Consider the following 26,332-nt stretch of genomic DNA (forward strand, 5'->3'; position numbering starts at 1 on the left):
TCTTACGCCGCACCCAGGCCCAGCTTCGCATAAATCCGCCTTGCGTAAGCACCGAACGCATCCGTGGTCTTCAGCGGCAGGTCTCGCGGGAAGGGGAGGTCGATCGGGAAGTAATCGGCCATCTTCGCCGGGCCCGCCGTCAGCACTGCGCAATGCGACGACAGGAACACGGCTTCCTGGATCGAATGCGTGACGAAGATGATGGTCTTGCCGCTCTCGCGCCAGATCCGCAGCATCTCAATATTCATCTGCTCGCGCGTCAGCGCATCCAGCGCGCCGAACGGCTCGTCCATCAGGATCAGCTTTGGATCATGCACGAAAGCGCGCGCGATCGCGGTGCGCTGCTGCATGCCGCCGGAGAGCTGCTGGGGATATTTCTGCTCGTAGCCGGCAAGGCCCACCAAGTTGAGCAGATCGCGCGCTCGCTCGCGCGCGGCCTTCATCGGCAGGCCCACGATCTCGGCCGGCAGCAGCACGTTGTCCAGAATGGTGCGCCACTTCAAAAGCAGCGCCTGCTGGAACACCATGCCGATGTCACGGGTCGGATCGAACGGGCTTGTGTCATTGCCGATCTTCACCGTGCCGCCGTCGGCGCCGTGCAGGCCGGCCAGAATCTTCATCACCGTGGTCTTGCCGCAGCCGGACGGGCCGACCAGCGAGACCAGCTCGCCTTCCTGCACGTCCATCGTGACGTTGGACACCGCCAGGAACTCGGCGCCGCCGCTGCGATAGACCTTCCGGACGCCTTGCAGGCTGATGAAGGGTTTTGAGCTCATGCCAGCCATTTGCCGAGGTTGGCGGCGACGAAGGCATCGTCGCTGAGGTCGGCGTGCTCGCACGTAACGCGGTCGATCTCATCCTTCTGGCCGGGGCTGAGACCCTCGTTCGGATCGAGGCACCACAGGCCTTTCATCAAGCCCTGACGCCGCAAGATCTCGTGGCAGCCGGCGATGCAACCGTGAAAATTGTTGGCGACGTCGAAGAAGGCGCTGTTGCAGTCGGTGACGCGAGCATCGAGCGCGAGCAGATCGGCGGGCACGCTGTCCTTGTGCCGTGCCGCCTTGCAGCGCTCGAACTGCTTGATCGCGCTCGCGGTCCACACCGACCAATGGCCGAGCAGGCCGCCCTTGAAATAGGTGCGCGTGGTGACGCCCTTGTCGCGGAGGTCGAACGGCAGCATCAGGTCGAGCAGGATGTGATCGTCATTGCCGGTGTAGAGCGCGACGCGGTCGAGCGCGCCGGCGGCGGCGACGCCGCGCAGCACATCGAGCGTGCGATAGCGGTTGAACGGCGCGATCTTGATCGCGATGACGTTGTCGATCGAGGCGAAGCGCTGCCAGAACCGGCTCGACAGGATGACGCCGCCCACGGCCGGCTGGAGATAGAACCCGACCAGCGGAATCTCGGCCGCGACCGCCGTGCAATGCGCGATGATCTCGTCCTCGGAGGCGCTCTTCATCGCGGCGAGGCTGAGGAGACCTGCGTGATAGCCGATGTCGCGCGCGGTGCGCGCCTCGGCCACGGCTTGTGTCGTCGGGCCGGCAAGGCCCGCGACCATCGCGAGCGGCCGCTTGGTCCAGTTGGCCGCGGTCTCGGCGGCGAGCTCCAGCACCGGGCGGTAGAGGCCGACATCGCGGATCGCGAATTGCGTGGTGTGGACGCCGACGGCAAGGCCGCCCGAGCCGGCGTCGACGTAATAGCGTGTCAGCGCGCGCTGATGGGTCTTGTCGAGCTGGCGCTCGGCTGTGAGCGCGAGCGGATGCGCCGGCAGCACGGTGCCTTCGGCAATCAGCTTGCGAACGTCGGCGTTGATCTGGCTGTGGTGCATGATGTCCTATCCGAATTCGGGGCCGGCGACGGCGAATGGCGTTTCCTCGGCCCCGGCGGTGGCGGGGCCGAACCGCATGCGCTGGAACGGCCGCTCGATGGTCCACCCCGAGGCGGTCAGTCCTTCGAGGAACGCAGCCTGCGAGGCGACGGCGTCGAGCAACAAGGGGCGGTCGTCCGATTGTGCGATCGCATTGACGAGGGTCAGTGCGGCCGCAGCGTGATCGGCAAACAACGGGCCGATATGGCGCGCGGTGCGGCCGTCGCGCACCAGCGCGATGGCACCATTGGCGGAGACGATGCGCGAGCCCGGGCGCTGTGCGAAGGCCGAGAGCAGGGCGGTGCGGTCGAGGCCGGTGGCCCGGCGATCCCGGGCGCGAAGGGAATCGAGCGTCGCGGTTGCGGGTGCCGCGGCTGCCGTTCGCATCGGCTTCGCCAGCTTCAGCCGGCGCAGCTGCAGCGTCGGCGTGAAGCCGAGCGGGCCATAGACGGCGGCGCCGTCGGGCGTGGCGTCGAGCCAGCTCGTCAGGCCGTTCTTGCGCGCGGTCTCCAGGCAAGCGTCGACGAGGCGCGTGGCGAGGCCGCGGCGGCGATGCGTGCCTGATACCAGCACCATGCTGATCCAGGCGTTGTTGCCGGAGTACGGCAGCAGGGCCGCGGTAGCGACCAGCCGCATGCCGTCGCGAATGCCGAACACGACGCCGTCGCGCAGAAAGATGCGCCAGTCCTCTTCGGTCTGGTTCCATTGCGCTTCTGTCGACAGCACCAGCCCGGCGATGGCATCGTCGACGCCGAGCTTGAGAATGGGCGGATCGTCAGTAACGACCATCGCGCACCTCGTATTTGGTGGGCTTGCCGAGGCTCGGCATGGCGCGGGACACCCAGTCTGCGGTCCAGGCAATCAACTGCTCGGTGTCGACGACCGGCAGGCCGAACAGCTCGACTGCCTTGGACGTGTCGGTCAGCCAGGCCGTCGGCTCTTCCTTGCCCGTCAGCACCGGCGCGCGGCCGAAGCGGGCGCCGAATTTCTGCGCGAGGTCGCGCACCGCCAGGATCTCGTGGCCGCTGACATTGATCGGCGAGGTCGGCGCGGTGCAGTGCGCCAGGCACCGCAGCGCCTGCGCGGAGGCGTCGCCCTGCCAGATGAAATTGACGTGGCCGAGGCTGACGTCGATCGGGGTGCCCGTGAGGACCTTCGTGGCGATGTCGTGCAGCACGCCGTAGCGCATGTCGATCGCGTAGTTGAGGCGGAACAGTCGGCCCGGCGTTCCGAACTTGTGCGAGAAATATTCGAACATGCGCTCGCGGCCGACGCAGGACTGGGCGTATTCGCCAGGCGGGTTCGGCGCCATGTCCTCGGTCGAGCCTTTGCCGTCGACCGGCACGAACGGATAGACGCAGCCGGTCGAGAACGCCACGATGCGCGAGGACGGAAAGGCCTGCGCCACCAGCGCCGGCACATGCGCGTTCATCGCCCAGGTCAGCGACAGATCACCCTCGGCGCCGAATTTCCGGCCCGCCATGAAGATGATGTTCGGCGCCTTCGGCAGCGCGTTGATCGCGGCCTCGTCCAGCAGGTCGCAATTGATCGTCTCGACGCCGCGCGCCTGGAGCCAGTCCTTGACGCCAGTGTCGCTGAAGCGGGCGACGCCGATGACACGGCGGTCCGGCACGGCGGCCTTGGCAAGGCCCGCCAGCGTCGGGCCCATCTTTCCGGCGACGCCGAGGATCATGATGTCGCCCTCGACCGTCCTGAGGTCGTCGATCAGCGCCTGGGTCGGACGGCACAGGAGATCGTCGAGCGCTGCGATGTCAGGAATGGTCTTCGGCAGCGTCTGGCGGGTGAGCAGCATGGGTCGGTCCTTTAGTTAAGTCTGCCTGGCGTCGCCGACCACGAACATGCGTTCGAGGACGAGCACCAGGCCGTAGAGAGCGACGCCGAGCAGGGTCAGTAGCACGACCGCCATCACCATCGCGGGCGTGTCGAGCGAGGACTGCACCTGGATCATGAGGTAGCCGAGCCCGCGCTCGGAGGCGATGAACTCGCCGACGATGGCGCCGGCGACCGCAAGGATGGCGCCGACCTTCATGCCGGAGAAGATGTAGGGCAGCGATCCCGGCAGCTGGATCTTGCGGAACAGCGTCCAGCGCGAGCCGCGCAGCGATTTGACGAGGTCGAGCAGGTCAGGCTCGACCTCGCGCAGGCCCCGCGCTGTGGTGAGCAGGATCGGGAAGAAGCAGATGCTGAAGGCGATCAGGATGTTCGGCACGATGCCGTAGGAGAACCAGACGATGAAGAGCGGGCCGAGCGCGACCTTCGGGATCATGTTCAGCGTCACGAACAGCGGCAGCAGCACGAGGCTGAGCAGCGGCGCCCAGCTGAAGATCACGGCAAGGGCGACGCCGACGAAGGCGCCGAGCGCGAAGCCGCCCAGAATCTCGACGGCGGTGACCAGCGTGTTGGCGCCCCAGGCATAGCCCGTGGTCCCCAGGGTCTGCACCGTCGCCAGCGGGGAGGGCAGGATGAATTTCGGGACGTGGAAGGCATCGACCGCGACCTGCCAGAGCACGAGCACGGCAAGATGCACGATCAGGATGATCGCGAAGCTGCGTGCCGGATTTGCTCCGCTGGCTGCCACCTTTTGCTCCCAGTTGTCGCGGCTTCACTGCCACGGCGGCAAGCCTAACCGGCCTCGGGTCAACTTTCAACCAGTTGGTTGATTAGGGTCGGAGCGACTGCAGCACCAGGTCGGCCACGTGCCGGCGCCGGGCGCGGCGCTGGGCGCGGCTCGACAGGTCCTTGCCGAAGATCGCCGACAGCGTCGGCGTGTTGGAGAAGAAGAAATAGCTGAGGCCCGCGATGGAGATATAGAGCTGGATGGGATCGATCCCCTTGCGGAACACGCCCGCGCGCACGCCCTCGTGGAGGATGTGGGAGACGCTTTTCACCAGCGGTGAATGCATCGCCTCCAGCCGTGTCGAGCCGCGGACATGGCGGGCGCCGCCGCGGTTCTCGTCGTTCAGAAGCACGATGAAATCAGGGTTTGCGGCGAGGTGATCGAACGAGGCCTCGATCAGCCGGCGGATCGCCTTGTCCGGCGGCAGGCCCTCGAGATTGAGCTTGCGCTCCTGCTCGCGGATGTCCTCGTAGACCCATTCGAGCACCGCGAGGTAGAGCGCGTCCTTGTCGCCGAAATAATGGTAGACGAGCTGCTTGTTGACGGCCGCGCGCTCGGCGATCTCGTCGACGCGGGCGCCCGCGAAGCCGTGCCGGGCGAACTCCTGGCGGGCCGCGGTCAGCAGTTTCTTGCGGGTGGCGACGGGATCGCGCCGCTGCGGCACGGTGTCGCCAGATCGTTTTGCAGGCATTTCCAACCAAACAGTTGACAAGTTGAGGGCGGGCTTGTTGCATTGGTATCCTCACAAGGGGAGAGCGACAAGCCGGGTCGCGGGAATGAGGAGAGATGCGATGAAGCATTTGCGGGCGGCTTTTGTGGCGCTGGCGCTCGGATTGCCGGCGGTGCCGGCGAGCGCGGGCGAGGCGGTCAATCTGATCCTGAACTGGACGCCGACGGCCGACCATTCGCCCTACTATTACGCCAAGGCGCAGGGCTGGTACGAGAAGGCCGGCATCGACCTCACGATCGAGACCGGCAAGGGCTCCGGCGTCTCCGCCGCCAAGGTCGGCTCCGGCGGCTCGCCGTTCGGCGTCGCCGATCTCGCCACCATGCTGGTGGCGAGAAGCAAGGGCGCCGATACCGTGGCGGTGATGAGCGTCTATGCCAACACCGGGCAGACTTTCTACTGGCTGAAGAGCTACGGCGTGAACGGCGTCAAGGATTTCGCCGGCCACAAGATCGGCAATCCGCCGGGCGATGCCTCACGCGTGATGTGGCCGGCCTTCGCCAAGGCCGCAGGGCTCGCACCCGACTCCGTCGGCTTCGTCAATGTCGGGCCGACCGCGAAGATCGCCGCGCTGAAGAGCCACACCGTGGACATCATCAGCGACTTCTACAACGAGCACGATCTGAAGGTGATCGAGTTCGGGCAGGACCTCGGCTACGTCAACTGGAAGGACATCGGGCTCAACCCCTACGGCAATTCGCTGATCGTCAACGGCGCCTACCTGCAGAAGAACCCGAAAGTGGTCGAGGATTTCGTCCGCGTCACGCAGAAGGCGTTTGCTGCCTGCGTCGCCGACGTCACGCCGTGCCTCAAGGCGCTGCTCGACCAGGTCTCCGGCCTCGACAAGGAGAACCAGGAGCGCCAGTGGGAACGCATCAAGTTCCTGATGACGGATGAGTTCACGACGACGAAGTCGCTCGGGTGGATCGACGGCGAGCGGATGAAGAAGGACTACGAGTTGGTCCAGACCTATCTCGGCATGGAGAAGCCGTTCGACGTCTCGACGGCGTTCACGACCAAGATGCTCGATCCCGCGATCAAGATGGATGCGAGCAAGGTGAAGAAGTAGCTGGTGACACAGGCGGGGCCTGACGGCTTGCTGCCGTCAGCTCTTCTTCATGTCGTAGATGTGTTCGGCCCCGGGAAAGGCGCGTGACCGCACGTCGGCGGCATAGCTTTCGATCGCGGCTTCAATGGCCGGACCGAGATTGCCATACCGCCGGACGAATTTCGGCGTCCTGGGCGACAGCCCGAGCATGTCTTCGAGCACGAGCACCTGGCCGTCGCAGGCCGCGCTCGCGCCGATGCCGATGGTGGGGATCGCGATCGTCTCGGTGATCTTGCGCGCCAGCGGTTCGGCCACGGCCTCGATCACGACCGAAAAGGCACCGGCCTCAGTGACGGCCCTGGCATCGTCCTCGATCGGACCCCAGTCCACCTCGTTGCGTCCTTGCGCGCGAAACGAACCGAGCGTGTTGATGGATTGCGGCGTGAGGCCGATATGGCCCATCACCGGGATGCCGCGCCCGGACAGGAATGCGATCGTCTCGGCCATGCGGACGCCGCCTTCAAGCTTCACCGCGCCGCATTGGGTCTCCTTCATGATCCGGACCGCAGCGTTGAACGCCTGCTCCCTGGAGGCTTCATACGATCCGAACGGCATATCCACCACGACCAGCGCCTGCCTGGACCCGCGCATCACGGCCGCGCCCTGGAGGATCATCATGTCGAGCGTGACGGGCACCGTCGTCTCGAAGCCGTGCATGACGTTGCCGAGGGAATCGCCGACCAGAATCACGTCGCAATGCCGATCCACCAGCGCTGCCGTATGCGCGTGGTAGGACGTCAGCATGACGATCGGCTCGCCGCGCTTGCGGGCCCGAATGTCCGGCGCAGTCTTGCGTCTGACGGACGACTGGATTGACATGATCGGCTCCATCCGCGGGGGAGGCGGATCGAAACCAGATGGCGCGGCGGTGTCAATCGGGATGACCGGGCCTGCGATCACAATGGACGGCGCGAGGCGCGAGGTGAGGGGCGGGGGGCCTCTACGCGGTGATTGCGAGCGCAGAGCGCGCGCCTCACTCTCCTCTCGTGCCCCGGACGCAGCGCAGCGTCCCTTCGACGGTGCGCTGCAGAGCCGGGGCCCATCTCTCCGCGTTGTCCCGCGCCGCCTTCTGGGTCCCGGCTCTGCGCAGCAACGCTTACGCGTTGCAGCGCGTCCGGGACATGAGAGCGGCGTCAGCCAGCCCCTCCAGCCCGCGTGACCCGACGGAGAAATTAACTCGTCGTTAACCAAATCCGCCGCATCGTTAACCATTCAATAACGGGGAACGAGTCGGCCGCTATGGAGGCTGCAGCAAAAGTCCAACGCCAAATGGTACGCCTGCGCGGGCGCTCCTATGTGGCCTTCGTGTTCGTGCCGACGGTTCCGATCCTGGACTGGCTCGCGGAAATCGACGCCACCATCGCCCGCTCGCCCGGCTTCTTCGCCGGCCGGCCCGTGGTGATCGACCTGTCCTCGGTCGATCTCAGTCAGGCCGGCATCGGCCATCTGCTGACCAGCCTTCAGGACCGCAACATCCGCGTGCTCGGCCTCGAGGGCGTGGACGAGGGCAGGCTGACCCCCATGATGCCGCCGCTGCTGTCGGGTGGCCGCAGCTGCGTGATCGAGCCGACGGCCCCCAAGAAGCCCGAGGCCAAAGCCGAGCCGAAGCAGACCTCGCTGCTGCTCGAGGCGCCCGTGCGCTCCGGCCAGACCGTGATCTTCCCGGAAGGCGACGTCACCATTCTGGGCTCGGTCGGTTCCGGCGCCGAGGTCGTCGCCGGCGGTTCCATCCACATCTACGGCGCGCTCCGCGGCCGCGCCATGGCGGGCGTGAACGGGCACACCAGCGCGCGGATCTATTGCCAGAAGATCGAAGCCGAACTGCTTGCAATCGATGGGTTTTACCAGACTGCCGACGACATCGACGAAGCCCTGCGCGGCAAGCCGGCCCAGGCCTGGCTGCAGGGGAACACCATGCGAATTACAGCACTGAACTGACCAGCAAAGGAGACATGTCAGATGAGTAAGGTACTGGTCGTGACATCAGGCAAGGGCGGCGTCGGCAAGACGACCACGACCGCCGCGCTGGGCGCTGCGCTGGCGCAACGCGGCGACAAGGTCGTCGTCGTCGATTTCGACGTCGGCCTGCGCAACCTCGACCTCGTGATGGGCGCCGAACGCCGCGTGGTGTTCGACCTCATCAACGTGGTGCAGGGCGTCGCAAAGCTCCCGCAGGCGCTGATCAAGGACAAGCGGCTGGAGAATCTCTGGCTGCTGCCGGCGTCGCAAACCCGCGACAAGGACGCGCTGACGGAAGAGGGCGTCGGCAAGGTCATTGCCGACCTGCGCAGCCGTTTCGACTGGGTGATCTGCGACAGCCCGGCCGGCATCGAGCGCGGCGCCTCCATGGCGATGCGTTTTGCGGACGAGGCCGTGATCGTCACCAATCCGGAAGTGTCCTCGGTGCGCGATTCCGACCGCATCATCGGCATGCTCGATTCCAAGACCGTGCGGGCCGAGAAGGGCGAGCGGGTCGAGAAGCACATTCTCATCACCCGCTACGATCCCTCGCGCGCCGCACGCGGCGAGATGCTGACCATCGACGACATCCTGGAAATCCTGGCAACGCCGCTGCTCGGCATCATCCCGGAGAGTCAGGACGTGTTGAAGGCCTCCAATGTCGGCACACCGGTAACACTGTCGAATGCCGAAGGCGCACCCGCGCGGGCTTATATCGATGCGGCCCGGAGGCTCTGCGGCGACACTGTGCCGATGCAGGTGCCGGCCGAGCGCAAGCGTTTCATGGATCGTCTGCTGCGACGGAGGGCTGCATGAGCATGGGTCTGCTTCGGCTTCTCCGCGGCAACAAGGCCTCTGCACCCGTCGCTCGCGAACGGCTGCAGATCCTGCTTGCCCATGAACGCGGCATGCGCGGCCAGCCCGATCTGCTCGGTGTGCTGCGTGAGGAAATTCTCGCCGTCGTGTCCAAGCACGTGACGCTGGACCCGACCAAGGTCATCGTCCGGCTCGAGCGCGGCGACGAAGTCTCGACCCTCGAGGTCGATATCGAGGTGCCGAACGATATCGAGCGCAAGAGAGTGGCGGTCGCGTAGGGGGACGCGGCTGACGGCCCATTTGGGGTGGGTGAGAAGGCGGTCCGCCGGGCATGGCGGGCCGCCTTCGTCTTTTTGGTTCCCGGCGCTTGCCGATGTGATCGCCGGCGCGTGGAACGGAGCCGGCGGCGAGATCGTTGTCAGAGACCCGCGGAGCGCCGAGCCGGGCGCCGCGGTTTCCTCAACACGGGAGAGCGCCCATGATGTCCGAGCTGCAGGTCCACACCGTCGCGCGCCAGATGCTGGAGCGGCACGGTTTTGCGGCGATTGCGAAGGCCGCCGAGCAGGCGCAGGCCTGCGAGGGTCGCGGCGAGGCCGATGAGGCCAAGGAATGGCGCCACATTGAAGATGCCATGAAGATCATGCGTGGGCCGGCCAACAGCTAAAGCATGATCCGGAAAAGTGCGCAGCGGTTTTCCGAAAAGATCATGCTCAAGCAACAACCTAAAGCGCGATGACGATTCATCCTCATCTCATCGCGGTTTAGGTCAGCTCCGCCCGGTTCCATCCTTGATCATGTCGAGGACGCGGCTTGCCAGCGCCTCGACGACGAACGGTTTTGTCAGCACCTGCATGCCGGGCGACAACTGGCCGTTGCCGATGATGGCGTTTTCCGCGTAGCCGGTGATGAACAGCACTTTCAACGCGGGCCGCGTGGTGCGCGCGGCATCGGCGAGCTGGCGGCCGTTCATGCCGCCGGGCAGGCCGACATCGGTGACGAGCAGATCGATGGTCGCGTCCGATTGCAGGAGCTTCAGGCCGGTCGGGCCGTCATGGGCCTCCAGTACGTTGAAGCCGATCTCTTCCAGCGCATCGGTCAGCAGCATGCGGATCGAAGGCTCGTCATCGACGATCAGGATGGTGTGGCTGGCCTGCGGGCGCACTGCGGTCTTGGGGGCCAGTGCGGACGGCTTGTCAGTCTCCTTGCCATAATGGCGCGGCAGATAGAGGCACATGGTCGTGCCCTGGCCGACTTCCGAATAAATTCGGACCTGGCCGCCGGACTGGCGCACGAAGCCATAGACCATCGAGAGCCCGAGGCCGGTGCCCTGGCCGATCGGCTTGGTTGTGAAGAACGGATCGAAGGCGCGCTCGATCACGTCGGGCGTCATGCCGGTGCCGGTATCGGTGACGCAGAGCGAGACGTATTGCCCGGGCTCCAGGTCGCGCTCGCCGGCGCCGTGATCGTCGAGCCAGCGGTTGGCGGTCTCGATCGTGAGTCGGCCGCCCTCGGGCATCGCATCGCGGGCGTTGATGCAGAGGTTGAGGAGGGCGTTTTCGAGCTGCGAGGCATCGATCAGCGTCGGCCACAGACCGCCTGATGTGACGACCTCCAGCGCGATCTCCGGCCCGACGGTACGGCGGACCAGCTCCTCCATGCCCATGACGAGGCGATTCAGGTCGGTCGGCCTGGGATCGAGCGTCTGCCGGCGCGAGAAGGCGAGCAGCCGGTGCGTCAGCGCTGCGGCGCGCTTGGCGGCGCCCTGCGCGGCCGACACATAGCGGTCGATTTCCTTGACGCGGCCCTGGCCGAGCCGCGTCTGCAACAATTCCAGCGATCCGATGATGCCGGTGAGCAGATTGTTGAAGTCGTGCGCGATGCCGCCGGTGAGCTGCCCGACGGCCTCCATCTTCTGCGACTGCCGCAGCGCATCCTCGGCCACGCGCAGCCGTTCCTGCTCCCGCAGGCGCTCGGTAACGTCGTAGACGAATTGATAAGCGCCGAGAAGCTGACCATTGCCATCGCGCAGGCAGTTGAACCGCATCTCGTAGGATCGACGGGCGCGGCTCGGGTTTCCGAACTCGCCAGTCTCGACGAACTCCTCGCCCGCCAGCGCCCTCGACCAGACGGCGCGGACGGCGTCGCGGTGCTCGGGTTGATCCTCAAGCAGCTCCAGCATGTTGTCACCAACCTTCGGCAAGATGCCGTAGATGCGGTGAAATTCCCGCGCGGAGGCGCCGTTGATGGCGAGCCAGCGGAAGCTGGGGTCGACCACCTGGACGAATGCATTGGTGCCCTCGACGAGGTCGGCCATCAGCTTGCGCTCGGCCAGCGCTGCGACCACGCGCGCTTCCAGCGTCTCGTTGAGCTGCTGCAGCTCCCGCTCGGCCCGCTTGCGCGGCGTGATGTCCTGGAACAGCACGGCGACCTGCTTGCGGCTTTCAGGCTCTACGCGGAATGCGGCGAGCTCGAGGTGGCGGCCGGTCGCGACCAGCTCGCGCTCGAAGCGGATCGGCTGGCCGGTCCTGAGCACGCCGCCATAGAGCTCGACCCAGCCGTCGGCCTCGGCCGGGACCATCTCGCGGACCTTCTGGCCGACCACGTTGGGGATGCCCGCATGCTGGGTGTAGGCGGGATTGGCTTCGACGTGGATGTAGTCGCTGAGCGGGCCGTGCGGGCCGTCGAAGAACTCGATGATGCAAAAGCCTTCGTCGATCGAGTTGAACAACGTCCGGTAACGCTCCTCGCTTTCGGCCAGCGCGGATTCCGCCTTCTGCCGTTCGGTGAGGACGGCCGCGCCGACCGCCTTGAGGCGTGCGTTTTCCTCTTCCAGCGCCTTCAGACGGCGTTGAAGGTCGTCAAGCTCGATCGAATCCACAAGTGCTCGCGGGGTTTGCTTTTCCAAGGGCCGCTCCTTAGCCCGGCCGATCGCTTTCTAGCGGGCGTCAGCAACGCGGCAAGCCGTCCGCTCTAACCCGGAAACCGCCCGCCGGGTTCCCGCACCATGATGCGGCTTAGCGCTCGCCCTGGTCGGTGCCTTGCGCGCCTGACTTGTGCTGGGTCTGCGGTTGGCTGCGCTCGCCCGTTTCCTTGCAGGGGAGCTGCTCCCACGATCCGTCCGGCGCCTGCTGATAGGCGCTGCAGGAGGGTGACGACGAGGCCGACTTGTCCTCGCCCTTCTGGGCGTCGGCATTCCGCGCAAAGGCGGGGCCTGCCAGCACGGCGCTGATCGCAAGGCTAGCGGCGACGACGAGATGAGCAATCCGCATGGGGGGTCTCCTGTTCGAAGAGCCGCATGCTCGTGAGGAATGTGACGATTATGGGTCGCGGCGCGGGTTCCGCCGCGATGTGCTTAACGCGAGGCCTCACTGCCCGGCGGGCTCGAGGACCATCCCGTTGCGCCGCGCGCAGGCGCGCAGCCAGCCGATGACCCCGGGCTGCACCGAGAACTCGTAATTGTCCTCGATCGTCCTGGCCTTCATGGCCAGCACGGAACCGGTCTCGATCGCTCCGGCCAGCGCGGCGCCGTGCTGCGGAAACAAGCCGATTTCGTCGGGGCCCTCGATTTGTGCGGTGAATCCCTGGAACGGCGCATTGCCGATCTTCAGCGTCGCCTCGATGGGCTCGCCTTCTCGCCGGTTGAGCTTGGAATCCTTCAGCATCATGGTCAGCCCCTTGGCGCGGCTGACGATCAGGAAGATCGCGAGACGGCGCGAAGGTGCGGGCGCGTCCGTGCCGATGAGATAGCGGCGACGGATGAAGCAGGCGAAGATCGTCCCGTCACTGTTGCGCAGCTCGGATGCATCCCAGCCTTCGATCTTCTGCTTGTCCTCAATCCCGGGAGGGCCGGCCGGCGTCGGCTGCATCACGGCGATCTTCGGCGAGCGCTGCCGCGGCGCCGGCATCTCCCGCGCATTGGGATCGGTCGGCCTGTCGATCGCGATATCGAAGGTCTTGCCGCATTGCTTCAGCCAGCTCAGCGCATCCGCCGGGAGATCGAGTGCGATCGATCCGGAATCGACGCCGGCACCATCCGAGCGCAGCTTGACGTCCCGCGCCTTGCCGAGCGCCGCGAGCACGGCCTCCGCATCGCCCGGATGCAGCGCGAAGGCGTTGCCGACCGGGAAGGCGACAGCGGGAAAGCTGCGGCCATCGAGGACGATCTCGGCCTGGTCGTCCAGCACGCGCTCGCTGGGCAGTCCGTCATCCATCATCGTGATGGAGAGGCCCGAGCCGCGGCTGATGTTGAGCGCGAAGGCGGTGTCGACCTTGCCGCCTGGCTTGTTGCGTTGCCTAGGCGCGACCAGCACGCATTGCCTGACCTTGCCGTCAGGGCTGAGCTGGGGCAGGGCGCTCCACACCCCTTGCGGAAAGCGCACCTGCCGTCCGGCGACCGGATTATCGGCGGTCGTGGCAAGGGCGGGCAGTGTCAGGTTGGCGGCGACGAGCACCGCAAGCGCCGCCATCCGGCGTGTCCAAAGCATGGCCCCTCTCGAATTGTCCTCAGCTCGAAGCATTGGACTCGGAGGGGAGCTCCGAGGTTCACCGGAGAGCCCAGGCGGCGCCGCGGGCGCGCGTCTAGCCGCCCTTGCTGCGGATCAGGCCGGCGGTCTTCTGCTTTTCGCACCAGCTGCTCATGCCGAGCCGGCGCTGATCGAGATCCGTCGTCTGGGTCGCGACCGCGACCTCCGCCATGATGTCGTCGGACTGCTTCTCACCCATCTTGCCGCCGGTGTGCATCCAGGCGATCGCCTTGCGCACCTGCTCGGTGGTGCCCTCGGGCAGCTGCATCTGCTGCGCCTTCTGCACCAGGTCCTGGTAGACCACATCGGTGCCGGGGCATTCGACCTTGGCGGCGAAGGCCTGCAGGACCATCGTGACGTAGTTCGAGCGGGTATGGTCGTCGGCCGCCTGGGCGGGAGCTGCGATCAGCAACAGGCCTGCGATCAGAAAACGGGTGCGCATTCTTGGGTATCCTCCTCGATTTTTTTGGGGAGGCTAGCGTCCGGCGCGGCGCTCCGCAATGGTGCCGGGGCGGAATTGTCGCACCGCGTTGCGGTGCGCTACGGTGGCCGCTCCAGGACCCGGAGCGCGACATGAGCCTGTTCAGCACGCCGTTCGATCCCGCACGCGACACCGCGCTCGTCACCGGCGCCGGCAACGGCATCGGCCGCGCCATCGCGCAAGCCCTGGTCGGCGAGGGCGTCCGGACCGTATTCGCCGATATCAGCGCGGAGCGGGTGAGCACCGCGATCAGCGCGAGCGGCAGGCCCGATCTGGCGGTCCCATGGGTCGGCGATCTCGCGAAGTTGGATGCATGCGATGCGTTGCTGGCGGCCGCACATGCCGCGCTGGGCGACATCACGCATTTCGTGCACAGCGCCTCGCCGCCGCGGCGCGAGGCCGATCATGCGCTCGCGGTCGATCGCAGCACCTGGCAGGAGATGCACGCCGTCAATCTCGAGGCCGGCTTTCACCTGGCGCGCGCGATCGCAAAGAAGTTGATCGCAGCCAAGCGTCCCGGCTCGTTCCTGTTCCTGACGTCGCTGCATGCGGGCACGCCCCGCAACCTGCCGCATTATTCGACGGCGAAGGCAGGCATGGCGATGCTGGTGAAGGAGCTCGCGAAGACGTTCGGGCGTCACGACATCCGCGTCAATGCGCTGGTGCCCGGCGCGATCGCGGCCGGCGGGTTCGTTGCGGACCCGTCGCTCGCGAAGCACATTCCGCTCGGGCGTCTCGGCGCGGCTGATGACCTTGCGCCGATGGCGCTCACGGTGCTCTCGAACAAGCTATCGGCCTACGTCACCGGCGCAGCGTTCGTCGTCGACGGCGGATTGTCGCTGACGAACTGGTTCGAACCGCCGGTGCTGGACGAGTAGCTTAGCGCTGCCAGGCCGGCACGGGGTCCAGCGGCGTGCGATAGACCTCGTTGTGATCGCGATCGGTGACGCGCACCGCGCAACCTTTCTGCTGCAGCTCCGGCTTCACCTGCGACAGCTCGCACGCGAGCTGAACGGCGCGATCGGAGGCGACCTCGATGTCTTCGAGGATGATACCGCCCTGGTTCTTGAACTCTTCACCAACCACGAGATCGAAAGAGTAGTATGGCATCCGAATTCCCCCGGTGTTGACGACCCAAATTTCCAAAAGAAGCCTTCAACGGAAGTCTTCAAAACATGCTGGATCGTATCACGAGTCGATATTTATCCGATGAACAGACCGCACAATCTCTGAGCCTATGGCGCAGAAATGATGTGCAAGGCGCGAGCGCGTTAAGATTTTATTAAATATGCTGGCGCGATCATAAAGCATGGAATTGCAGCAGAACCGGGCTCCGGGAACCGGCAGCTGCAAGAGAAGGCCGGCGGCATAGATCCCGACGGCCTTTTCTCATGAGGGAAGACGATCGAAACATCGCATCATCCCGTAATTGCCCGGACTCAACGCATCACATCGACTCAGGTCAGCGTGCGTGACGCTTCTTGATGTCGCATGTCTAAAGCATGATCCGGAAAAGTGCGCATCTATCCTGATCTCATCGCGCTTTAGCGCAGCGGCATCGGCGGACGCACGACTGGTCCATCGTCATCGGCAACGGCCTGCGTCGTGGCGGCCGGCGGTGCCGCCGCGGCAGCCTGTGACGGCGGCGGCGGAGGTGCGAGCGGCTGCGGCGAAGAGGCCGGCATGTAAGTGTGCGACACGACCGGCTTCGGCTTGCGAACCGGCGACGGCGTCGGCGCTGCTGCGCGCGGCGGAAGCGCGGACACGCGTGCGCGCGGATCGATCGGCGGCTTTGCCTCGACGACCGGCTTCGGCGCGGGCGGCTTCGCCATCTCGCGCGCCATCTGCTCCTGACCTGCCTTCAGCTCGGCGATGCTGGCCTTGAGCGTTTCGATCTGCTGCGCCATCAAGCCGAGATCGCGCGTCAACGATTGCACGGTATCGACTTGCGTTGCTGCGGGAGCGGCGGCAGCAACTTGAACCGGGGGCGGTGTCACGGGCTGAGCGGCTGCAGCCTGTGCCGCAGGCTGATCGGCCGTTTGGTCGGTTGCGGCTTGCGCCTCGGGCGGCGCCGCCTGTGCGGCGGCGACGGGCGCGGTCTGCGATGTCGTAGGCAACAGCTCCGCCAGGGCCGGCTTCCATTCGGCGAGCATCTGTTTTGCGGTGTCGCCGTGTTTCTGCCAGGCGATGGTGGCGGCCGCGCTGCCGCCCGCAAACAGGAACGTGAGGAACGCGCCGCGCAGCCACCTGCCTGCGGCTGATTTCTTCCGCCTCACATGACCTTCGCTCGCCGTGACGCGCACGGCGGTGTCGACCGCAGGCGCTGCCGTCTGCGGTTCAGTGACAAGACTGAACTTCGGCTCCAGATTGATCTCGCGACCGACCTTGGGCTCCGGTGCGAATTTCGGCTCCGGACGCGCGGCGATCTCGGGCGCCAGCGTGGGCGCAACGCTGACGGAGCGCGAGGCCAGCACCATCTCGGGAGAAATCTGAACCGCGTCGTGCGGATCGTTGTCCTTGACCGTGTCTTTCACCGTGTCCTTCACGATCGCATCGACGATTTGACTGCTGTTCAGCGTCGCGAGCATCGCAGCTCCTTTGATGCCTTCATCGTCCGCATTGGCGCGAGCCGATCTGTTGACGTGGCCCCATCCCAAACCCTGGGACCCACGAGTCCAGCCGGGTTTGACCAAAGCAAGGCGAGGGTATGGAGATGCTGCGACGCTCTTCCGCCGTTTGTGGTGATGGAACCCGCTTTGCCCAACACACGGTCGTGTTCCGGATTGCCTTGCTTTCAGCACGATTTAGGCAGCATGTAGGGACGCTGGGGGCGCTGTTATCCGCTATCGGGGGACCGGCGGTGCCAAAATCTCTACTCGCTTTGTTCGTCGTTGCCTTGCTGCCGCTGGGCGGCTGCATGCAGACGACACTTTCGCCATCGACGGATGCGAGCATGACCGCGCGCGACCGTCAGTTGCTCGCGCATACGCCTTACGCTCAGGCGAACGTGCCGGAGCAATATCTCCGCCACATCGTCGATTATCCGCGCAAGGAGCAGCCGGGCACGATCCTGGTCGATACCGATGCGCGCTATCTCTATTTCGTGCTGCCCGACGGCAAGGCGATCCGCTACGGCGTCGCGGTCGGCGAGGAAGCCATGGCGTTCTCCGGCGTCGCGCGCGTCGGCCGTCTGGCGGAATGGCCGGACTGGGTTCCGACGGCGGAGATCCAGGCGCGCCTCGGACCCTATCCGGCGCGCGTCGCCGGCGGCCCCGCCAATCCGCTGGGCGCCCGGGGCATCTATCTCTACCTCGGCAACAAGGACACGCTCTACCGCATCCACGGCACCAACCAGCCCGAATATATCGGGCAGGCGATCTCGTCCGGCTGTATCCGGATGCGCAACGAGGACGTGATCGATCTCTACGACCGGGTGAAGCTCAATTCGACCGTCGTGGTGCTGCCGCCCGGACAGAGCGCGCAGGTCGCGGCCGGCAGGAGCTGGCGCGGGTAGGGCGTTTGGGCAAGACGCGCGCGTTGGCGACAATTTTAGCCATTGTCTTGCGCGGGCCGTAACGCTTCGCGTCTAGCGTGCAGCGAGCAAGGGGTTGCTCGCATGCATGTCGTCAAGAATTCGCCGCGCGCGCTGTTCGCCGCGCTGATTCCGCTGGCCATCGTCGAAGCCGTGCTGATGGCGTTCGCCATCGCGGGCGGACAGGTGACCGATCCCGTAGGCTCACCTGCGCCGGATCAGATCGTGCTGTCCTTCGCGGGCCGCATGGCCATTGATGCAGCCTTCCTGTTCGCCGGACACACCGTGCTCAGGCAATGGACGATCTCGAGCCGGCTCGCTTATGGACTGATGGGTGGCGTCATGGCCGCGGCGAGCTACGGCATTGCGATCCGCAACCACATCCAGTTGGCCGCGCCCGGCGACGGCACGATGCTGACGATCGGCCTGTTGCCGACGATCGCGGGAATGATCGGTGGATTCCTCTATGGCCAGTTCGCCGGCCTCGGTCCGGTTGCGCGCGCAACCGGGGCGACCTCCGCCGCCAGCGCGTCGGCGGCGCCACCGCCGATGGTATTCGATGGTCCGGTCCGGGTCCGCACGTCGGTTGCCGGCATCGCGATCGCGGCCATGATGCCGACGGTGCTCGCAACGCTGCTGCCTTACACGCTGTTGCCGCTCCTGACGAACGGTTTCACGGACAAGAGCACGGCTCATATCTTCGCGGCCGTGATCCCGGCGCAGACCTTCATGGTCATGATGGTGATCTCGGTCATCCCTTCGACCATCTTCATGCTCTGCGTGCATCATGTCGCGCGCGCCATGGGCCGCCGCAGCGCGTGGGAATACGCGGCGATCGGCGGAGTGGCGGCGTTCGGCTGCGTGCTGCTGCTGGTGCTCGCCGTGCCGATCCTCGCAGCGCTCCTGGTCCCGGCAGCATTTTGCGGCGCCATCATGAGCGCGCTCTATCGCCGCTTCGCCGGCCTCGAGCCGGTGCCGTTGCCGGAGGTGGTGATCGTCACCGATCCGAACGCGCTGGTTGGCGCCGATCATCCGTCGCGACACCAGCACGGTGTCATTCTCAGCAATTGACCGCGAGGGGCGGAAACATGAAATCGTTTGCGGCGCTTGGTGCTGGAATAGTGATCGCAGCGGTGGCTGCGGTCTGGTTCACGACCAGGCCGGTGTTGGTGAACACGAAAGTCAGCCCGCTTCAGGCGAATGCGGATCTGCCGACGTTCAAGCCGGTGCCGACGAACCTGGCGCGCGAGTAGGCTTTACGACGATCGGTCGGTCACGCGACGCGGCTGCGTCCTAGTCGTCAGGCCGTGCGATGCGCCATTGCAGGGTCGTGGCGTTGCCGTTGGCGTCGCCCGGGGCCCTGTCGGCCGGCGAGGTGTAGAGCGGGCGGTAGCGATAGGCCCACATCTTGCTGCCGTCGTCGCGGCTGATCACGGTGAAGTCGCCGACGGCCTTGGCGTCGGCGGTTGCGGCCAGCGGCACCCAGCTCTCGGTGCACTTGCCGTTGCAGTTCGAGCTCTTGCCGTTGGTGTCGCGCTCGTAGGTGTAGAGCGTCATGCCCTTGAGATCGACCAGCTTGGGACCCTGCTTGGTCAGGATCACCTTGGCCGGCGCGGTCGTCGCCTCGGGCTTGGGCGGAGGAGCGGCATCGCCGCCGCCATGGCTATTGGCGAGCGCAGGAACGGTCGACAGCGCAATGGCCGCGGCCGCAATGTGGAACCTGAGCATCCGAAACTCCCGAACCGGCAAAGTTAATCGCGCGTTAAGCGCCGAATGGGGGCGACGCTAGCAGCCGAAGGTTAGCTCCAGGTTTCGCCGGTCTGCGACAAATGCCCATGGAAATACGGGGTTAGGCCTGCGTCTGCCGCAGCGGGGCGCGGCTGAGTTCATTGCCGGCCGCAATCGCCTTGCGGAGCAGCCGCATCAGTTCGTCGCCTTCCTTCGCGCTGAGGCCGCGCAGCATGATGCGCTGGGCGGATTCCACCGCCGGCGTGATCTTGCGCAGCGTGCGGCGGCCCTCGTCGGTGATCTCGAGCTCGCGGGCGCGGCGGTCGCGGGGACTGGCGCGGCGCTCGATCAGATCCTTCTGCACCAGGCGATCGATCACGCCGGTGATGGTGGTGCGGTCGTAGGCGATCAGGCCGGCGAGCGTCACCTGGTCGAGGCCCGGATTGGCCTTGATGGTGGCGAGCGCGGCGTATTGCACCGGCGTGAGATCGAAGCCGGCATCTTCCACTTCAGCCAGGAACACGGCTACGGCGATCTGCTGGAACCGGCGCGCCAAATGGCCGGGCATGTCGTTGGGCTCGCTCACCGAATTCTCCGTTGCGGGCAGGAGTGCTGCCGATGATTGACAAGTATACTGATAGTCAGCATACTGATCAATATCCAAACAGAACGTTGCCAGGGAGAGGTGCTCATGCAATTCCATCTCAATGGATTTCAGCCGGGCGATCCGGAAGTTGCCGATCCCGCCGAGCGCGTTCAGGCTCCGGGCGCAACCGGCACCGTCCCTGCAGAGGTCGATGTTCTCATCGTCGGCTGCGGTCCGGCGGGCCTGACGCTCGCGGCCCAGCTCGCGCAATTTCCTGACATCAAGACGTGCATCGTCGAGCAGAAGCCGGGGAGGCTGCTGGTCGGGCAGGCCGACGGCATCGCCTGCCGCACCATGGAGATGTTCCACGCCTACGGCTTCAGCGAGCGCGTGCTGAAGGAGGCGTATTGGGTCAACGAGACCACGTTCTGGAAGCCGGACGAGCGCACGCCCGAGAAGATCGTGCGCAGCGGCCGGGTGCAGGACGTCGAGGACGGGCTGTCGGAGTTTCCGCACGTCATCCTCAACCAGGCCCGCATCCATGACGGCTTTCTCGACGTCATGCGCAAATCGCCGGCCAAGCTCGAGCCTTACTATGGCCGGCGCCTGCTCGACCTCCAGGTCGATCCGGCCGCAGCCCCCACTGACCATGCCGTGACCGTGCGCCTCGAACGCGTCGATGCTGCGAACGAGGGCAAGGTCGAGGCGATCAAGGCACGCTACGTCGTCGGCTGCGACGGCGCGCGCAGCACGGTGCGCAAGTCGATCGGCCGCGAGCTGCACGGCGATTCCGCCAACCACGCCTGGGGCGTGATGGACGTGCTGGCGGTGACCGACTTTCCCGACATCCGTTTCAAGTCCCTGATCCAGTCGGCCAAGGACGGCAGCCTGCTGATCATTCCGCGCGAGGGCGGCTACATGGCGCGCCTCTATGTGGAGTTGGCAAAGCTCGACATCGGCGAGCGCGTCGCCAATCGCAACATCACCGCCGAGGACGTGATCGCGAAGGCGCAGCGGATCCTGAAGCCGCATACGCTCGACGTGAAAGAGATCGCGTGGTGGTCGGTCTATGAGATCGGCCAGCGCCTGACCGACAAGTTCGACGACGTGCCGGAGGCCGAGATCAATTCGCGCCTGCCGCGGATCTTCATCGCCGGCGATGCCTGCCACACCCACAGCCCGAAGGCGGGGCAGGGTATGAACGTCTCGATGCAGGACGCCTTCAATCTCGGCTGGAAGCTCGCCGCCGTGCTGCGCAAGCAGTGCCCACCGACCCTGCTGCACTCCTATTCGGCCGAGCGCCAGGCGGTTGCGAAGGAGCTGATCGATTTCGATCGCGAGTGGGCGGGAATTCTCGCTTCGGCCGCCAAGGCCGGCGGCGCCGATGCCGCCAAGACGCAGGACTATTTTGTCAGGCACGGCCGCTACACCGCGGGCACGGCGACACATTACAAACCGTCGGTTCTGACCGGCGCGACCTCGCATCAGCGTCTCGCCGAAGGTCTCGTCATCGGCAAGCGCTTCCATTCGGCGCCGGTCATTCGGCTCGGTGACGCCAAGCCGGTCCATCTCGGCCATGCCTCACAGGCCGATGGCCGCTTCCGCATCTACGCGTTTGCCCCGGCGGAAGACCCCGCGGCATCGGGCTCGGCCATTCGCGCGCTGTGCGATTTCCTCGGCGAGGCCCGGGAGTCCCCAGTCAGGTGCTATACGCCAGGGGGCGCCGACATCGACAGCGTGATCGATCTGCGCGCCGTCTTCCAGCAGGATCATCGCGATCTCGCCATCGAGGTGATGCCCGCGCTGCTGCTGCCGCGCAAGGGGCGCTACGGTTTGCTCGACTACGAGAAGATGTTCTGTCCGGACATCAAGAGCGGGCACGACGTCTTCGCCATGCGTGGCATCGATCGCAAGGCGGGCTGCATGGTCGTGGTGCGGCCGGACCAGTATGTCGCGGCCGTGCTTCCGCTCAATGACTATGCTGCGCTCGTGTCGTACTTTGACGGCTTCATGTTGCCGGTGAAGTGACGGACTGGCAGCGACACGCCGGCCGGGCGCAGGTTCCCGGCGCATCCAATTTAAGAAAGTTCTTCGCTGGCAGATTTCATCGATCGTAACAGGTGTACCCAAAGATGTAAGCATCCACTCGGGGCAGCGGGGCTACGGGAGGATGACGATGAGACAGAACCCGGCGGAGACGCGCCGCCAAAATGTCGCGAAGCGGTCGATGACCAAAGAGGCCAAAAAGCTGGCCGGCCTGATTGCCGGACTGCGCAAATCCCTCGACGGGATTCACAAGGAGCGGACGAGCGCGAAGCTCACCGGTGCCGAGATGGGCATGCTCGACGAGCGCCGCAACAATCTGCTGCTCACCATCGCAGCCCTGGACGATCGTCTCTCGGCGGTGCAGGGGCTGATCGATCTCGGCCGTCCCCATATCATCCGCGTTCACTAACGGATGCGCGCTATCGGCTCCGTCGCGGCGGCGACGGGATCGGGCTTGGGTGCCGGCCCAGCGCGGCATAGGGATTGGCATAGCACTGCGCCGACTGTCCTGATGCAGTCGCCATGCACTGTGCGATCGTCATAAAACTGCAATCGATGTTGCTGCCGTCGAGAGTGTAGATCTCGATGCAGACGGGATAGCGCGGGTCGTAGGTCTGCGCACCTGCGGGCGCGTCAGCGAGCACGGTGCCAAGCAAGCCCGCGACAAGCAGAATCGCATTCATGATGCGGCTCACGATCGATCTCCTTCGTTTGGCCGGAACCGAAGCACAATGCTGCCGTGGTTGGCATCAAATTGCCATGCTCCCGGCGAATTGCCGCCAAAGCCCGCTGTCACGAGGGGAACGGGTGCAGGGCAACGCAAGGGGATGCGCATTGGCCTATAAGATGGTCGCAGAACGCGACAATGAGAAGTGCAGTTTCGCCCGCGAGAGCCGGCTGCTCATCGTGGCGAAGGCAAAAGTCTGGGCAAGCGAGGGCTGGCAGGTCGTCATCACCGACCAGGATGGCAAGGCCTATACTCCGACGGAGTTCGATCAGTTGCTTGCGGCGTGACCGCGGGACGGGCTAGGGGACGAAATTGAGATCGCTCATTCGACCGAGGCGCGAGGTGATCGCGCCTCTGGTGATTCTTGGGACCATCGCGGCAGCGGGCGTCATGCTGACGGCGTCGTTTGCGTCCGCGCAAAATCTCGACGCCGGCAAATCGGTCGAGAAGCTCTTCGCCGACGGCTGCACGACCTGCCATCGCAGCCCGCGCGGGCTTGCGAAGGGGCGCTACAGCCTCACGCTGTCCTGGTTCCTGCAGGACCATTATTCGACAAGCTCCGACACCGCCAAGGCGCTTGCGGCCTATCTGGTCTCTGTCGATACGCCGCCTCCGGGCGCTGCAGGCGCGCCTGCCAAGAAGCCTGCGCGATCCAAGTCGCGCCCGCCCAAGCCGGTCACAAGCCAGTAGTCACGACGCCGCGACGATCGAGCGCGCGTCCAGTGTTACAATCAAAAATAGAATGATTGTAGATACCCCGTGAGGTGGTATTAAACCTTAAGTAGTTTGTTCTGGAGAGGCAACCAGGTCGCCCCGTCGGGCAGATCTCGGGATTTGGTCGCACATCACATTTTGAGCTCAGGCGAGGGCGGGGCGGTTGAGCTCGCATCCGGTGAGGACCTCCCATGAAGCACTGGCCGTCTTTCGCCCTGATGCCGCTGGCGTTCGCCGCGGCGATGCTGGCCGCGCCGTCACAGCCGGTCGCGCAGGCGCAGGCGCCGCAATCGCAGCCGGCGGCACCGCCCTACATTCCTCAGGCGAAATTCTGCGCCAATGGCACCGGCGGGCTGTGCTCCATCGTGCCGGCCTATATCGGCCCCGATCCGGGTCTTGGGCAAACACAGGGCTATAACGGCCTCTACGGTCAGCCGCCGCAGAGCGAGACGGCCGATGTGCAATCGCCGTTCGACAACATGTCCTGGCAGATGTTCGTCGCGCTCAACTGGGCTGCGAGCGGCGTCAAGGAGCCGGCGGCACAGGGATTGACCCAGCCGGGCCGGCGGGTCTGGCAAATCTATCCGACGGTCTCCTCGCTGTTCGGCAATGCGCCGGTGATTGCCGGCTGCCCGCAGGCGCTGGCGTTTCCGATCTTCCATATCGGCTCGAACGGCAAGGGCCAGCCGGCGCCGAACAATGAGGAATATCTGCAAGCCGCGACCAACAAGCCGCTGATCGACGTCAACGGCAACTGGACGCTGTTCGAGCGGCGCGTCAACGAGATCGAGGCACAATATTTGCGCGCGCCCGGCGGCCAGAAGCTGCAGACGCTGACGACCAAGGCCGGCCAGCTCAATTTCATCAAAAGCAATCCCGGCGGTGCGGAGTTCACGTCGTCAGCCACGGTGCCTGACGGCACCAATGGCGCGATCGAGATCAAGGCGTCCTGGCGCATCCTCGATCCGTCCAAGGACGATCCGTCGAAATTCTACACGCAGAACATCCTGCTTGCGGTGTCCGGCGACCTCGTGCGCGATGGCCGCCCGTTCTGCCGCAGCGAGCGGGTGGGGCTGGTCGGCATGCACATCCTCCAGCGCAATCCGGTGGACAAGAACAATCCGGCGCTGCGGCCGCAATGGATCTGGGCGACGTTCGAGCATGTCGACAACGCGCCGCTCGCGGACAAGCCGTGCAATGTCGCGGACGGCTGCGGCACCGACAAGGCCACGAACTGGATCAATCAACCAAGCTGCGGGCCGGCGAATCCGGCGCCGGGATCGCATTTCTCGTTCTTCAACACCGGCGCGCCCTCGGGTCTCGGCACCAACATCGCGCCGCAATCGCCCGGCGTCAGCAAGACGACATTCCCCTGGAATCCGCGCAAGCCCTATGCGCAAGGTGGCACGACCAGTGCGACCGCGCAGCCGCAGGCGGTGCGCTGCTGGCGGATCTATCCGACGACGGCCACCCTCAACGAGCAGTGGCGGATGGCACTCGGCACGCTCAAGAGCGTGTTCCAGAACTACATGCTGGTCGGCACGCAATGGGGCGGTGTCGTCGAGCCGCCGACGCCGCCCAATCCGGTGCCGTTCAACGCCGTGCCGGGCATGCTCTCCAACATGACGCTCGAGACCTACATCCAGAATTATTTGAGCGATGGAGCTGCAGGTCCGGGCTCATGCGTGAGTTGTCACGCTTTCGCGACCCTGGCGGACGGCAAGACTTCGGCCAATTTCAGCTTCCTGCCGAGCATCGTGGACGTGAACACGCTACGCGCCAGGATCAAGACTGCGCCTTAGTTTGCAGCCCGGATGGAGCGAAGCGCAATCCGGGACGGTGCATCTGTCGCGATAGGTGTCCCGGATTACGCTGCGCTCCATCCGGGCTACGGATAGCAGCCGCCAGCTACGTCCGCCGATAGGTCTGCGCGATCAGCCGGTCGTGCACGGCGCGCAGGTCGGCGTTCATGCGCGTCTGCCCCGTCGTGACGAAGGAGAGCCAAGCGCCATCGGCGGCGAGGCGGACGATCTGTAGCTCTGACGTCGCGTCGGTCGCTCGGTGCCGTTTGAGTCGCGCCTTCATCCAGTCGTTCCAGAGCTTGCGCAGGGAGGGATCGGTGACGACCACCATGCTCAGCGCCGCCCAGGGCGTGGCAAAGCCGAATGCCTTGCCGGTGAACACCGCATTCACATAGGCGCGCGTGAAACTGCCGCGCGGCTTCGGGTCCGCCTCGATCGCAGCGTCGATCTCGGTGTCGACGCGCGCGAGTAGATCGGCGAACAGGCCCTCGATCAGCGCCTGCTTGCTGCCGAAATGATGAAACAGCCCGCCCTTGGTCACGCCGGCCGCCGCCGACACCGCCTGCACCGTGACCCCCGAGACGCCATGGTCCATGGCAATGGCCGCGGCATGGTCGAGCAGGGCGCGCCGGACCTGCTCGGGCTGCTTGGCGCGGGTATAGGCGCTCGCCGGCATCAGTGCGCCGTCGTCTGCGAGAACAGGTTGATGATCACGACCCCTGAGACGATCAGCCCGATTCCGACGAAGGCTGCCGCGTCCAGCATCTGGCGGAACAGCACGAAGGAAACGGTCGCGGTCAGGATGATGCCGACGCCGCCCCAGATCGCATAGGCGATGCTGAGCGGGATGACCCGGATCGCCACCGACAGCGCGTAGAACGAGGCGACGTAGAACAGCACCATGGCCAGCGTCGGCCAAGGCCGCGTGAATTGCGCGGACTGCTGCAGGAAGGCGGACGCCGTGACCTCGAAGACGATGGCAAGGGCGAGGGCAGCATAGGAATAGAAGGCGGAGGTCATGGCGAGCTCAGGTGGGCGCGAAAGATACCGCGCGGTAGGTATGTTTAGCACGCCGAAC

General features: G+C 65.5%; 32 protein-coding genes. 14 read left to right on the forward strand and 18 right to left on the reverse strand.

Going from position 1 to position 26,332, the window contains the following annotated elements:
- Positions 1 to 2: 2 nt before the first annotated feature.
- The 6 genes from VGR99_RS11525 to VGR99_RS11550 form a co-directional block, all read right to left on the reverse strand.
- Complete coding sequence (locus tag VGR99_RS11525; RefSeq protein ID WP_326898478.1) at positions 3 to 785, reverse strand: ABC transporter ATP-binding protein; 783 nt, start codon at positions 783 to 785, stop codon at positions 3 to 5.
- A complete protein-coding gene (locus tag VGR99_RS11530; protein ID WP_326898479.1) occupies positions 773 to 1,828 on the reverse strand; it encodes a dihydrodipicolinate synthase family protein in 1,056 nt (351 codons plus the stop codon). The genes VGR99_RS11525 and VGR99_RS11530 overlap by 13 nt, the downstream gene beginning before the upstream one ends.
- Positions 1,829 to 1,834: 6 nt before the next feature.
- Positions 1,835 to 2,656, reverse strand: coding sequence for a GNAT family N-acetyltransferase (locus tag VGR99_RS11535; RefSeq protein ID WP_326898480.1), 822 nt, complete (start codon positions 2,654 to 2,656; stop codon positions 1,835 to 1,837).
- Complete coding sequence (locus VGR99_RS11540) at positions 2,643 to 3,680, reverse strand: NAD(P)-dependent oxidoreductase (protein WP_326898481.1); 1,038 nt, start codon at positions 3,678 to 3,680, stop codon at positions 2,643 to 2,645. Before VGR99_RS11540 ends, VGR99_RS11535 begins: the two co-directional genes overlap by 14 nt.
- 15 nt (positions 3,681 to 3,695) lie before the next feature.
- Positions 3,696 to 4,466: an ABC transporter permease gene (locus VGR99_RS11545; protein ID WP_326898482.1), complete on the reverse strand. Its 771-nt coding sequence runs from the start codon at positions 4,464 to 4,466 to the stop codon at positions 3,696 to 3,698.
- Between the two features lie 82 nt (positions 4,467 to 4,548).
- Positions 4,549 to 5,196 carry a TetR/AcrR family transcriptional regulator gene (locus tag VGR99_RS11550; protein ID WP_326898483.1) on the reverse strand — a complete coding sequence of 216 codons (648 nt, stop codon included), beginning with the start codon at positions 5,194 to 5,196 and terminating at the stop codon, positions 4,549 to 4,551.
- 100 nt (positions 5,197 to 5,296) lie between these two features.
- Between VGR99_RS11550 and VGR99_RS11555 the strand changes: the two genes are divergently transcribed.
- Positions 5,297 to 6,301 (forward strand): ABC transporter substrate-binding protein, encoded by a 1,005-nt coding sequence (locus VGR99_RS11555; protein ID WP_326898484.1) that lies wholly within the window; start codon positions 5,297 to 5,299, stop codon positions 6,299 to 6,301.
- A gap of 36 nt (positions 6,302 to 6,337) precedes the next feature.
- Here VGR99_RS11555 and panB read toward each other — a convergent pair whose 3' ends face one another.
- The gene (gene panB, locus VGR99_RS11560) at positions 6,338 to 7,159 is read right to left on the reverse strand and encodes a 3-methyl-2-oxobutanoate hydroxymethyltransferase (protein ID WP_326898485.1); all 822 of its coding nucleotides are present in this window, start codon (positions 7,157 to 7,159) and stop codon (positions 6,338 to 6,340) included.
- 420 nt (positions 7,160 to 7,579) lie between these two features.
- On the opposite strand from panB, the gene minC reads away from it, so the two are divergent.
- The 4 genes from minC (at position 7,580) to VGR99_RS11580 (ending at position 9,779) form a co-directional block, all read left to right on the forward strand.
- On the forward strand, positions 7,580 to 8,278 hold the full coding sequence (gene minC / locus VGR99_RS11565; protein ID WP_326898486.1) for a septum site-determining protein MinC: 699 nt from the start codon (positions 7,580 to 7,582) through the stop codon (positions 8,276 to 8,278).
- Between the two features lie 21 nt (positions 8,279 to 8,299).
- Positions 8,300 to 9,115, forward strand: coding sequence for a septum site-determining protein MinD (minD, locus tag VGR99_RS11570; RefSeq protein WP_326898488.1), 816 nt, complete (start codon positions 8,300 to 8,302; stop codon positions 9,113 to 9,115).
- Complete coding sequence (gene minE / locus VGR99_RS11575) at positions 9,112 to 9,393, forward strand: cell division topological specificity factor MinE (RefSeq protein WP_326898489.1); 282 nt, start codon at positions 9,112 to 9,114, stop codon at positions 9,391 to 9,393. Before minD ends, minE begins: the two co-directional genes overlap by 4 nt.
- A 200-nt stretch (positions 9,394 to 9,593) precedes the next feature.
- On the forward strand, positions 9,594 to 9,779 hold the full coding sequence (locus VGR99_RS11580; protein WP_326898490.1) for a hypothetical protein: 186 nt from the start codon (positions 9,594 to 9,596) through the stop codon (positions 9,777 to 9,779).
- A 102-nt stretch (positions 9,780 to 9,881) separates the two neighbouring features.
- Here the strand turns inward: VGR99_RS11580 and VGR99_RS11585 are convergent, their stop codons facing one another.
- From VGR99_RS11585 to VGR99_RS11600, 4 genes are all read right to left on the reverse strand, one after another.
- Positions 9,882 to 11,993 (reverse strand): PAS domain-containing protein, encoded by a 2,112-nt coding sequence (locus VGR99_RS11585; RefSeq protein WP_326898534.1) that lies wholly within the window; start codon positions 11,991 to 11,993, stop codon positions 9,882 to 9,884.
- A gap of 136 nt (positions 11,994 to 12,129) precedes the next feature.
- The gene (locus VGR99_RS11590; RefSeq protein ID WP_326898491.1) at positions 12,130 to 12,384 is read right to left on the reverse strand and encodes a hypothetical protein; all 255 of its coding nucleotides are present in this window, start codon (positions 12,382 to 12,384) and stop codon (positions 12,130 to 12,132) included.
- Positions 12,385 to 12,480: 96 nt separating this feature from the next.
- Positions 12,481 to 13,599 (reverse strand): hypothetical protein, encoded by a 1,119-nt coding sequence (locus VGR99_RS11595; RefSeq protein WP_326898492.1) that lies wholly within the window; start codon positions 13,597 to 13,599, stop codon positions 12,481 to 12,483.
- A gap of 94 nt (positions 13,600 to 13,693) precedes the next feature.
- Positions 13,694 to 14,080, reverse strand: a complete 387-nt coding sequence (locus VGR99_RS11600) for a hypothetical protein (protein WP_326898493.1) — start codon at positions 14,078 to 14,080, stop codon at positions 13,694 to 13,696.
- A 131-nt stretch (positions 14,081 to 14,211) separates the two neighbouring features.
- Here VGR99_RS11600 and VGR99_RS11605 point away from each other — a divergent pair, with 131 nt between their 5' ends.
- Positions 14,212 to 14,997: an SDR family oxidoreductase gene (locus VGR99_RS11605; RefSeq protein ID WP_326898494.1), complete on the forward strand. Its 786-nt coding sequence runs from the start codon at positions 14,212 to 14,214 to the stop codon at positions 14,995 to 14,997.
- A gap of 1 nt (position 14,998) precedes the next feature.
- Here VGR99_RS11605 and VGR99_RS11610 read toward each other — a convergent pair whose 3' ends face one another.
- A complete protein-coding gene (locus tag VGR99_RS11610; RefSeq protein WP_235546697.1) occupies positions 14,999 to 15,229 on the reverse strand; it encodes a DUF6894 family protein in 231 nt (76 codons plus the stop codon).
- 434 nt (positions 15,230 to 15,663) lie between these two features.
- The gene (locus VGR99_RS11615) at positions 15,664 to 16,707 is read right to left on the reverse strand and encodes a hypothetical protein (RefSeq protein ID WP_326898498.1); all 1,044 of its coding nucleotides are present in this window, start codon (positions 16,705 to 16,707) and stop codon (positions 15,664 to 15,666) included.
- Positions 16,708 to 17,036: 329 nt separating this feature from the next.
- Here VGR99_RS11615 and VGR99_RS11620 point away from each other — a divergent pair, with 329 nt between their 5' ends.
- From VGR99_RS11620 to VGR99_RS11630, 3 genes are all read left to right on the forward strand, one after another.
- Entirely contained in the window at positions 17,037 to 17,633 is a 597-nt protein-coding gene (locus tag VGR99_RS11620) for a L,D-transpeptidase (RefSeq protein WP_414645114.1), read from the forward strand.
- Between the two features lie 102 nt (positions 17,634 to 17,735).
- On the forward strand, positions 17,736 to 18,722 hold the full coding sequence (locus tag VGR99_RS11625; protein WP_326898502.1) for a hypothetical protein: 987 nt from the start codon (positions 17,736 to 17,738) through the stop codon (positions 18,720 to 18,722).
- A gap of 17 nt (positions 18,723 to 18,739) precedes the next feature.
- The gene (locus VGR99_RS11630; protein ID WP_326898504.1) at positions 18,740 to 18,904 is read left to right on the forward strand and encodes a hypothetical protein; all 165 of its coding nucleotides are present in this window, start codon (positions 18,740 to 18,742) and stop codon (positions 18,902 to 18,904) included.
- 40 nt (positions 18,905 to 18,944) lie between these two features.
- Here VGR99_RS11630 and VGR99_RS11635 read toward each other — a convergent pair whose 3' ends face one another.
- Complete coding sequence (locus tag VGR99_RS11635; RefSeq protein ID WP_326898505.1) at positions 18,945 to 19,379, reverse strand: hypothetical protein; 435 nt, start codon at positions 19,377 to 19,379, stop codon at positions 18,945 to 18,947.
- A gap of 121 nt (positions 19,380 to 19,500) precedes the next feature.
- On the reverse strand, positions 19,501 to 19,965 hold the full coding sequence (locus tag VGR99_RS11640) for a MarR family transcriptional regulator (protein WP_326898506.1): 465 nt from the start codon (positions 19,963 to 19,965) through the stop codon (positions 19,501 to 19,503).
- 105 nt (positions 19,966 to 20,070) lie between these two features.
- On the opposite strand from VGR99_RS11640, the gene VGR99_RS11645 reads away from it, so the two are divergent.
- Together VGR99_RS11645 and VGR99_RS11650 are read left to right on the forward strand one after the other, a co-directional pair.
- The gene (locus tag VGR99_RS11645; protein WP_326898507.1) at positions 20,071 to 21,993 is read left to right on the forward strand and encodes an FAD-binding monooxygenase; all 1,923 of its coding nucleotides are present in this window, start codon (positions 20,071 to 20,073) and stop codon (positions 21,991 to 21,993) included.
- Positions 21,994 to 22,192: 199 nt separating this feature from the next.
- Positions 22,193 to 22,420: a hypothetical protein gene (locus VGR99_RS11650; protein ID WP_326898508.1), complete on the forward strand. Its 228-nt coding sequence runs from the start codon at positions 22,193 to 22,195 to the stop codon at positions 22,418 to 22,420.
- A gap of 10 nt (positions 22,421 to 22,430) precedes the next feature.
- Here the strand turns inward: VGR99_RS11650 and VGR99_RS11655 are convergent, their stop codons facing one another.
- Complete coding sequence (locus VGR99_RS11655) at positions 22,431 to 22,706, reverse strand: DUF3551 domain-containing protein (RefSeq protein WP_326898509.1); 276 nt, start codon at positions 22,704 to 22,706, stop codon at positions 22,431 to 22,433.
- Between VGR99_RS11655 and VGR99_RS11660 the strand changes: the two genes are divergently transcribed.
- From VGR99_RS11660 to VGR99_RS11670, 3 genes are all read left to right on the forward strand, one after another.
- Positions 22,693 to 23,025 carry a hypothetical protein gene (locus VGR99_RS11660; protein ID WP_326898510.1) on the forward strand — a complete coding sequence of 111 codons (333 nt, stop codon included), beginning with the start codon at positions 22,693 to 22,695 and terminating at the stop codon, positions 23,023 to 23,025. The genes VGR99_RS11655 and VGR99_RS11660 overlap by 14 nt on opposite strands.
- A 25-nt stretch (positions 23,026 to 23,050) precedes the next feature.
- Entirely contained in the window at positions 23,051 to 23,428 is a 378-nt protein-coding gene (locus VGR99_RS11665; protein ID WP_326898511.1) for a hypothetical protein, read from the forward strand.
- A gap of 215 nt (positions 23,429 to 23,643) precedes the next feature.
- A complete protein-coding gene (locus VGR99_RS11670) occupies positions 23,644 to 25,254 on the forward strand; it encodes a hypothetical protein (protein WP_326898512.1) in 1,611 nt (536 codons plus the stop codon).
- A 106-nt stretch (positions 25,255 to 25,360) separates the two neighbouring features.
- On the opposite strand, the gene VGR99_RS11675 is transcribed toward VGR99_RS11670, so the two are convergent.
- On the reverse strand, positions 25,361 to 25,930 hold the full coding sequence (locus VGR99_RS11675; protein ID WP_326898513.1) for a TetR/AcrR family transcriptional regulator: 570 nt from the start codon (positions 25,928 to 25,930) through the stop codon (positions 25,361 to 25,363).
- Positions 25,930 to 26,274, reverse strand: a complete 345-nt coding sequence (locus VGR99_RS11680; protein WP_326898514.1) for a multidrug efflux SMR transporter — start codon at positions 26,272 to 26,274, stop codon at positions 25,930 to 25,932. Before VGR99_RS11680 ends, VGR99_RS11675 begins: the two co-directional genes overlap by 1 nt.
- Positions 26,275 to 26,332 lie beyond the last annotated feature (58 nt).

Source organism: Bradyrhizobium sp. (assembly GCF_035935975.1).
Classification (GTDB): Bacteria; Pseudomonadota; Alphaproteobacteria; order Rhizobiales; family Xanthobacteraceae; genus Bradyrhizobium.

Excerpts from the sequence above, each read along its gene's own strand:
- VGR99_RS11525 (WP_326898478.1), bottom strand. The coding sequence starts at position 785 with ATGGCTGGCATGAGCTCAAAACCCTTCATCAGCCTGCAAGGCGTCCGG.
- VGR99_RS11530 (WP_326898479.1), bottom strand. The coding sequence starts at position 1,828 with ATGCACCACAGCCAGATCAACGCCGACGTTCGCAAGCTGATTGCCGAA.
- VGR99_RS11535 (WP_326898480.1), bottom strand. The coding sequence starts at position 2,656 with ATGGTCGTTACTGACGATCCGCCCATTCTCAAGCTCGGCGTCGACGAT.
- VGR99_RS11540 (WP_326898481.1), bottom strand. The coding sequence starts at position 3,680 with ATGCTGCTCACCCGCCAGACGCTGCCGAAGACCATTCCTGACATCGCA.
- VGR99_RS11550 (WP_326898483.1), bottom strand. The coding sequence starts at position 5,196 with ATGCCTGCAAAACGATCTGGCGACACCGTGCCGCAGCGGCGCGATCCC.
- VGR99_RS11555 (WP_326898484.1), top strand. The coding sequence starts at position 5,297 with ATGAAGCATTTGCGGGCGGCTTTTGTGGCGCTGGCGCTCGGATTGCCG.
- panB (WP_326898485.1), bottom strand. The coding sequence starts at position 7,159 with ATGTCAATCCAGTCGTCCGTCAGACGCAAGACTGCGCCGGACATTCGG.
- minC (WP_326898486.1), top strand. The coding sequence starts at position 7,580 with ATGGAGGCTGCAGCAAAAGTCCAACGCCAAATGGTACGCCTGCGCGGG.
- minD (WP_326898488.1), top strand. The coding sequence starts at position 8,300 with ATGAGTAAGGTACTGGTCGTGACATCAGGCAAGGGCGGCGTCGGCAAG.
- minE (WP_326898489.1), top strand. The coding sequence starts at position 9,112 with ATGAGCATGGGTCTGCTTCGGCTTCTCCGCGGCAACAAGGCCTCTGCA.
- VGR99_RS11580 (WP_326898490.1), top strand. The coding sequence starts at position 9,594 with ATGATGTCCGAGCTGCAGGTCCACACCGTCGCGCGCCAGATGCTGGAG.
- VGR99_RS11590 (WP_326898491.1), bottom strand. The coding sequence starts at position 12,384 with ATGCGGATTGCTCATCTCGTCGTCGCCGCTAGCCTTGCGATCAGCGCC.
- VGR99_RS11595 (WP_326898492.1), bottom strand. The coding sequence starts at position 13,599 with ATGCTTTGGACACGCCGGATGGCGGCGCTTGCGGTGCTCGTCGCCGCC.
- VGR99_RS11600 (WP_326898493.1), bottom strand. The coding sequence starts at position 14,080 with ATGCGCACCCGTTTTCTGATCGCAGGCCTGTTGCTGATCGCAGCTCCC.
- VGR99_RS11605 (WP_326898494.1), top strand. The coding sequence starts at position 14,212 with ATGAGCCTGTTCAGCACGCCGTTCGATCCCGCACGCGACACCGCGCTC.
- VGR99_RS11610 (WP_235546697.1), bottom strand. The coding sequence starts at position 15,229 with ATGCCATACTACTCTTTCGATCTCGTGGTTGGTGAAGAGTTCAAGAAC.
- VGR99_RS11615 (WP_326898498.1), bottom strand. The coding sequence starts at position 16,707 with ATGCTCGCGACGCTGAACAGCAGTCAAATCGTCGATGCGATCGTGAAG.
- VGR99_RS11620 (WP_414645114.1), top strand. The coding sequence starts at position 17,037 with ATGCAGACGACACTTTCGCCATCGACGGATGCGAGCATGACCGCGCGC.
- VGR99_RS11625 (WP_326898502.1), top strand. The coding sequence starts at position 17,736 with ATGCATGTCGTCAAGAATTCGCCGCGCGCGCTGTTCGCCGCGCTGATT.
- VGR99_RS11630 (WP_326898504.1), top strand. The coding sequence starts at position 18,740 with ATGAAATCGTTTGCGGCGCTTGGTGCTGGAATAGTGATCGCAGCGGTG.
- VGR99_RS11635 (WP_326898505.1), bottom strand. The coding sequence starts at position 19,379 with ATGCTCAGGTTCCACATTGCGGCCGCGGCCATTGCGCTGTCGACCGTT.
- VGR99_RS11645 (WP_326898507.1), top strand. The coding sequence starts at position 20,071 with ATGCAATTCCATCTCAATGGATTTCAGCCGGGCGATCCGGAAGTTGCC.
- VGR99_RS11650 (WP_326898508.1), top strand. The coding sequence starts at position 22,193 with ATGACCAAAGAGGCCAAAAAGCTGGCCGGCCTGATTGCCGGACTGCGC.
- VGR99_RS11660 (WP_326898510.1), top strand. The coding sequence starts at position 22,693 with ATGATGCGGCTCACGATCGATCTCCTTCGTTTGGCCGGAACCGAAGCA.
- VGR99_RS11670 (WP_326898512.1), top strand. The coding sequence starts at position 23,644 with ATGAAGCACTGGCCGTCTTTCGCCCTGATGCCGCTGGCGTTCGCCGCG.
- VGR99_RS11675 (WP_326898513.1), bottom strand. The coding sequence starts at position 25,930 with ATGCCGGCGAGCGCCTATACCCGCGCCAAGCAGCCCGAGCAGGTCCGG.
- VGR99_RS11680 (WP_326898514.1), bottom strand. The coding sequence starts at position 26,274 with ATGACCTCCGCCTTCTATTCCTATGCTGCCCTCGCCCTTGCCATCGTC.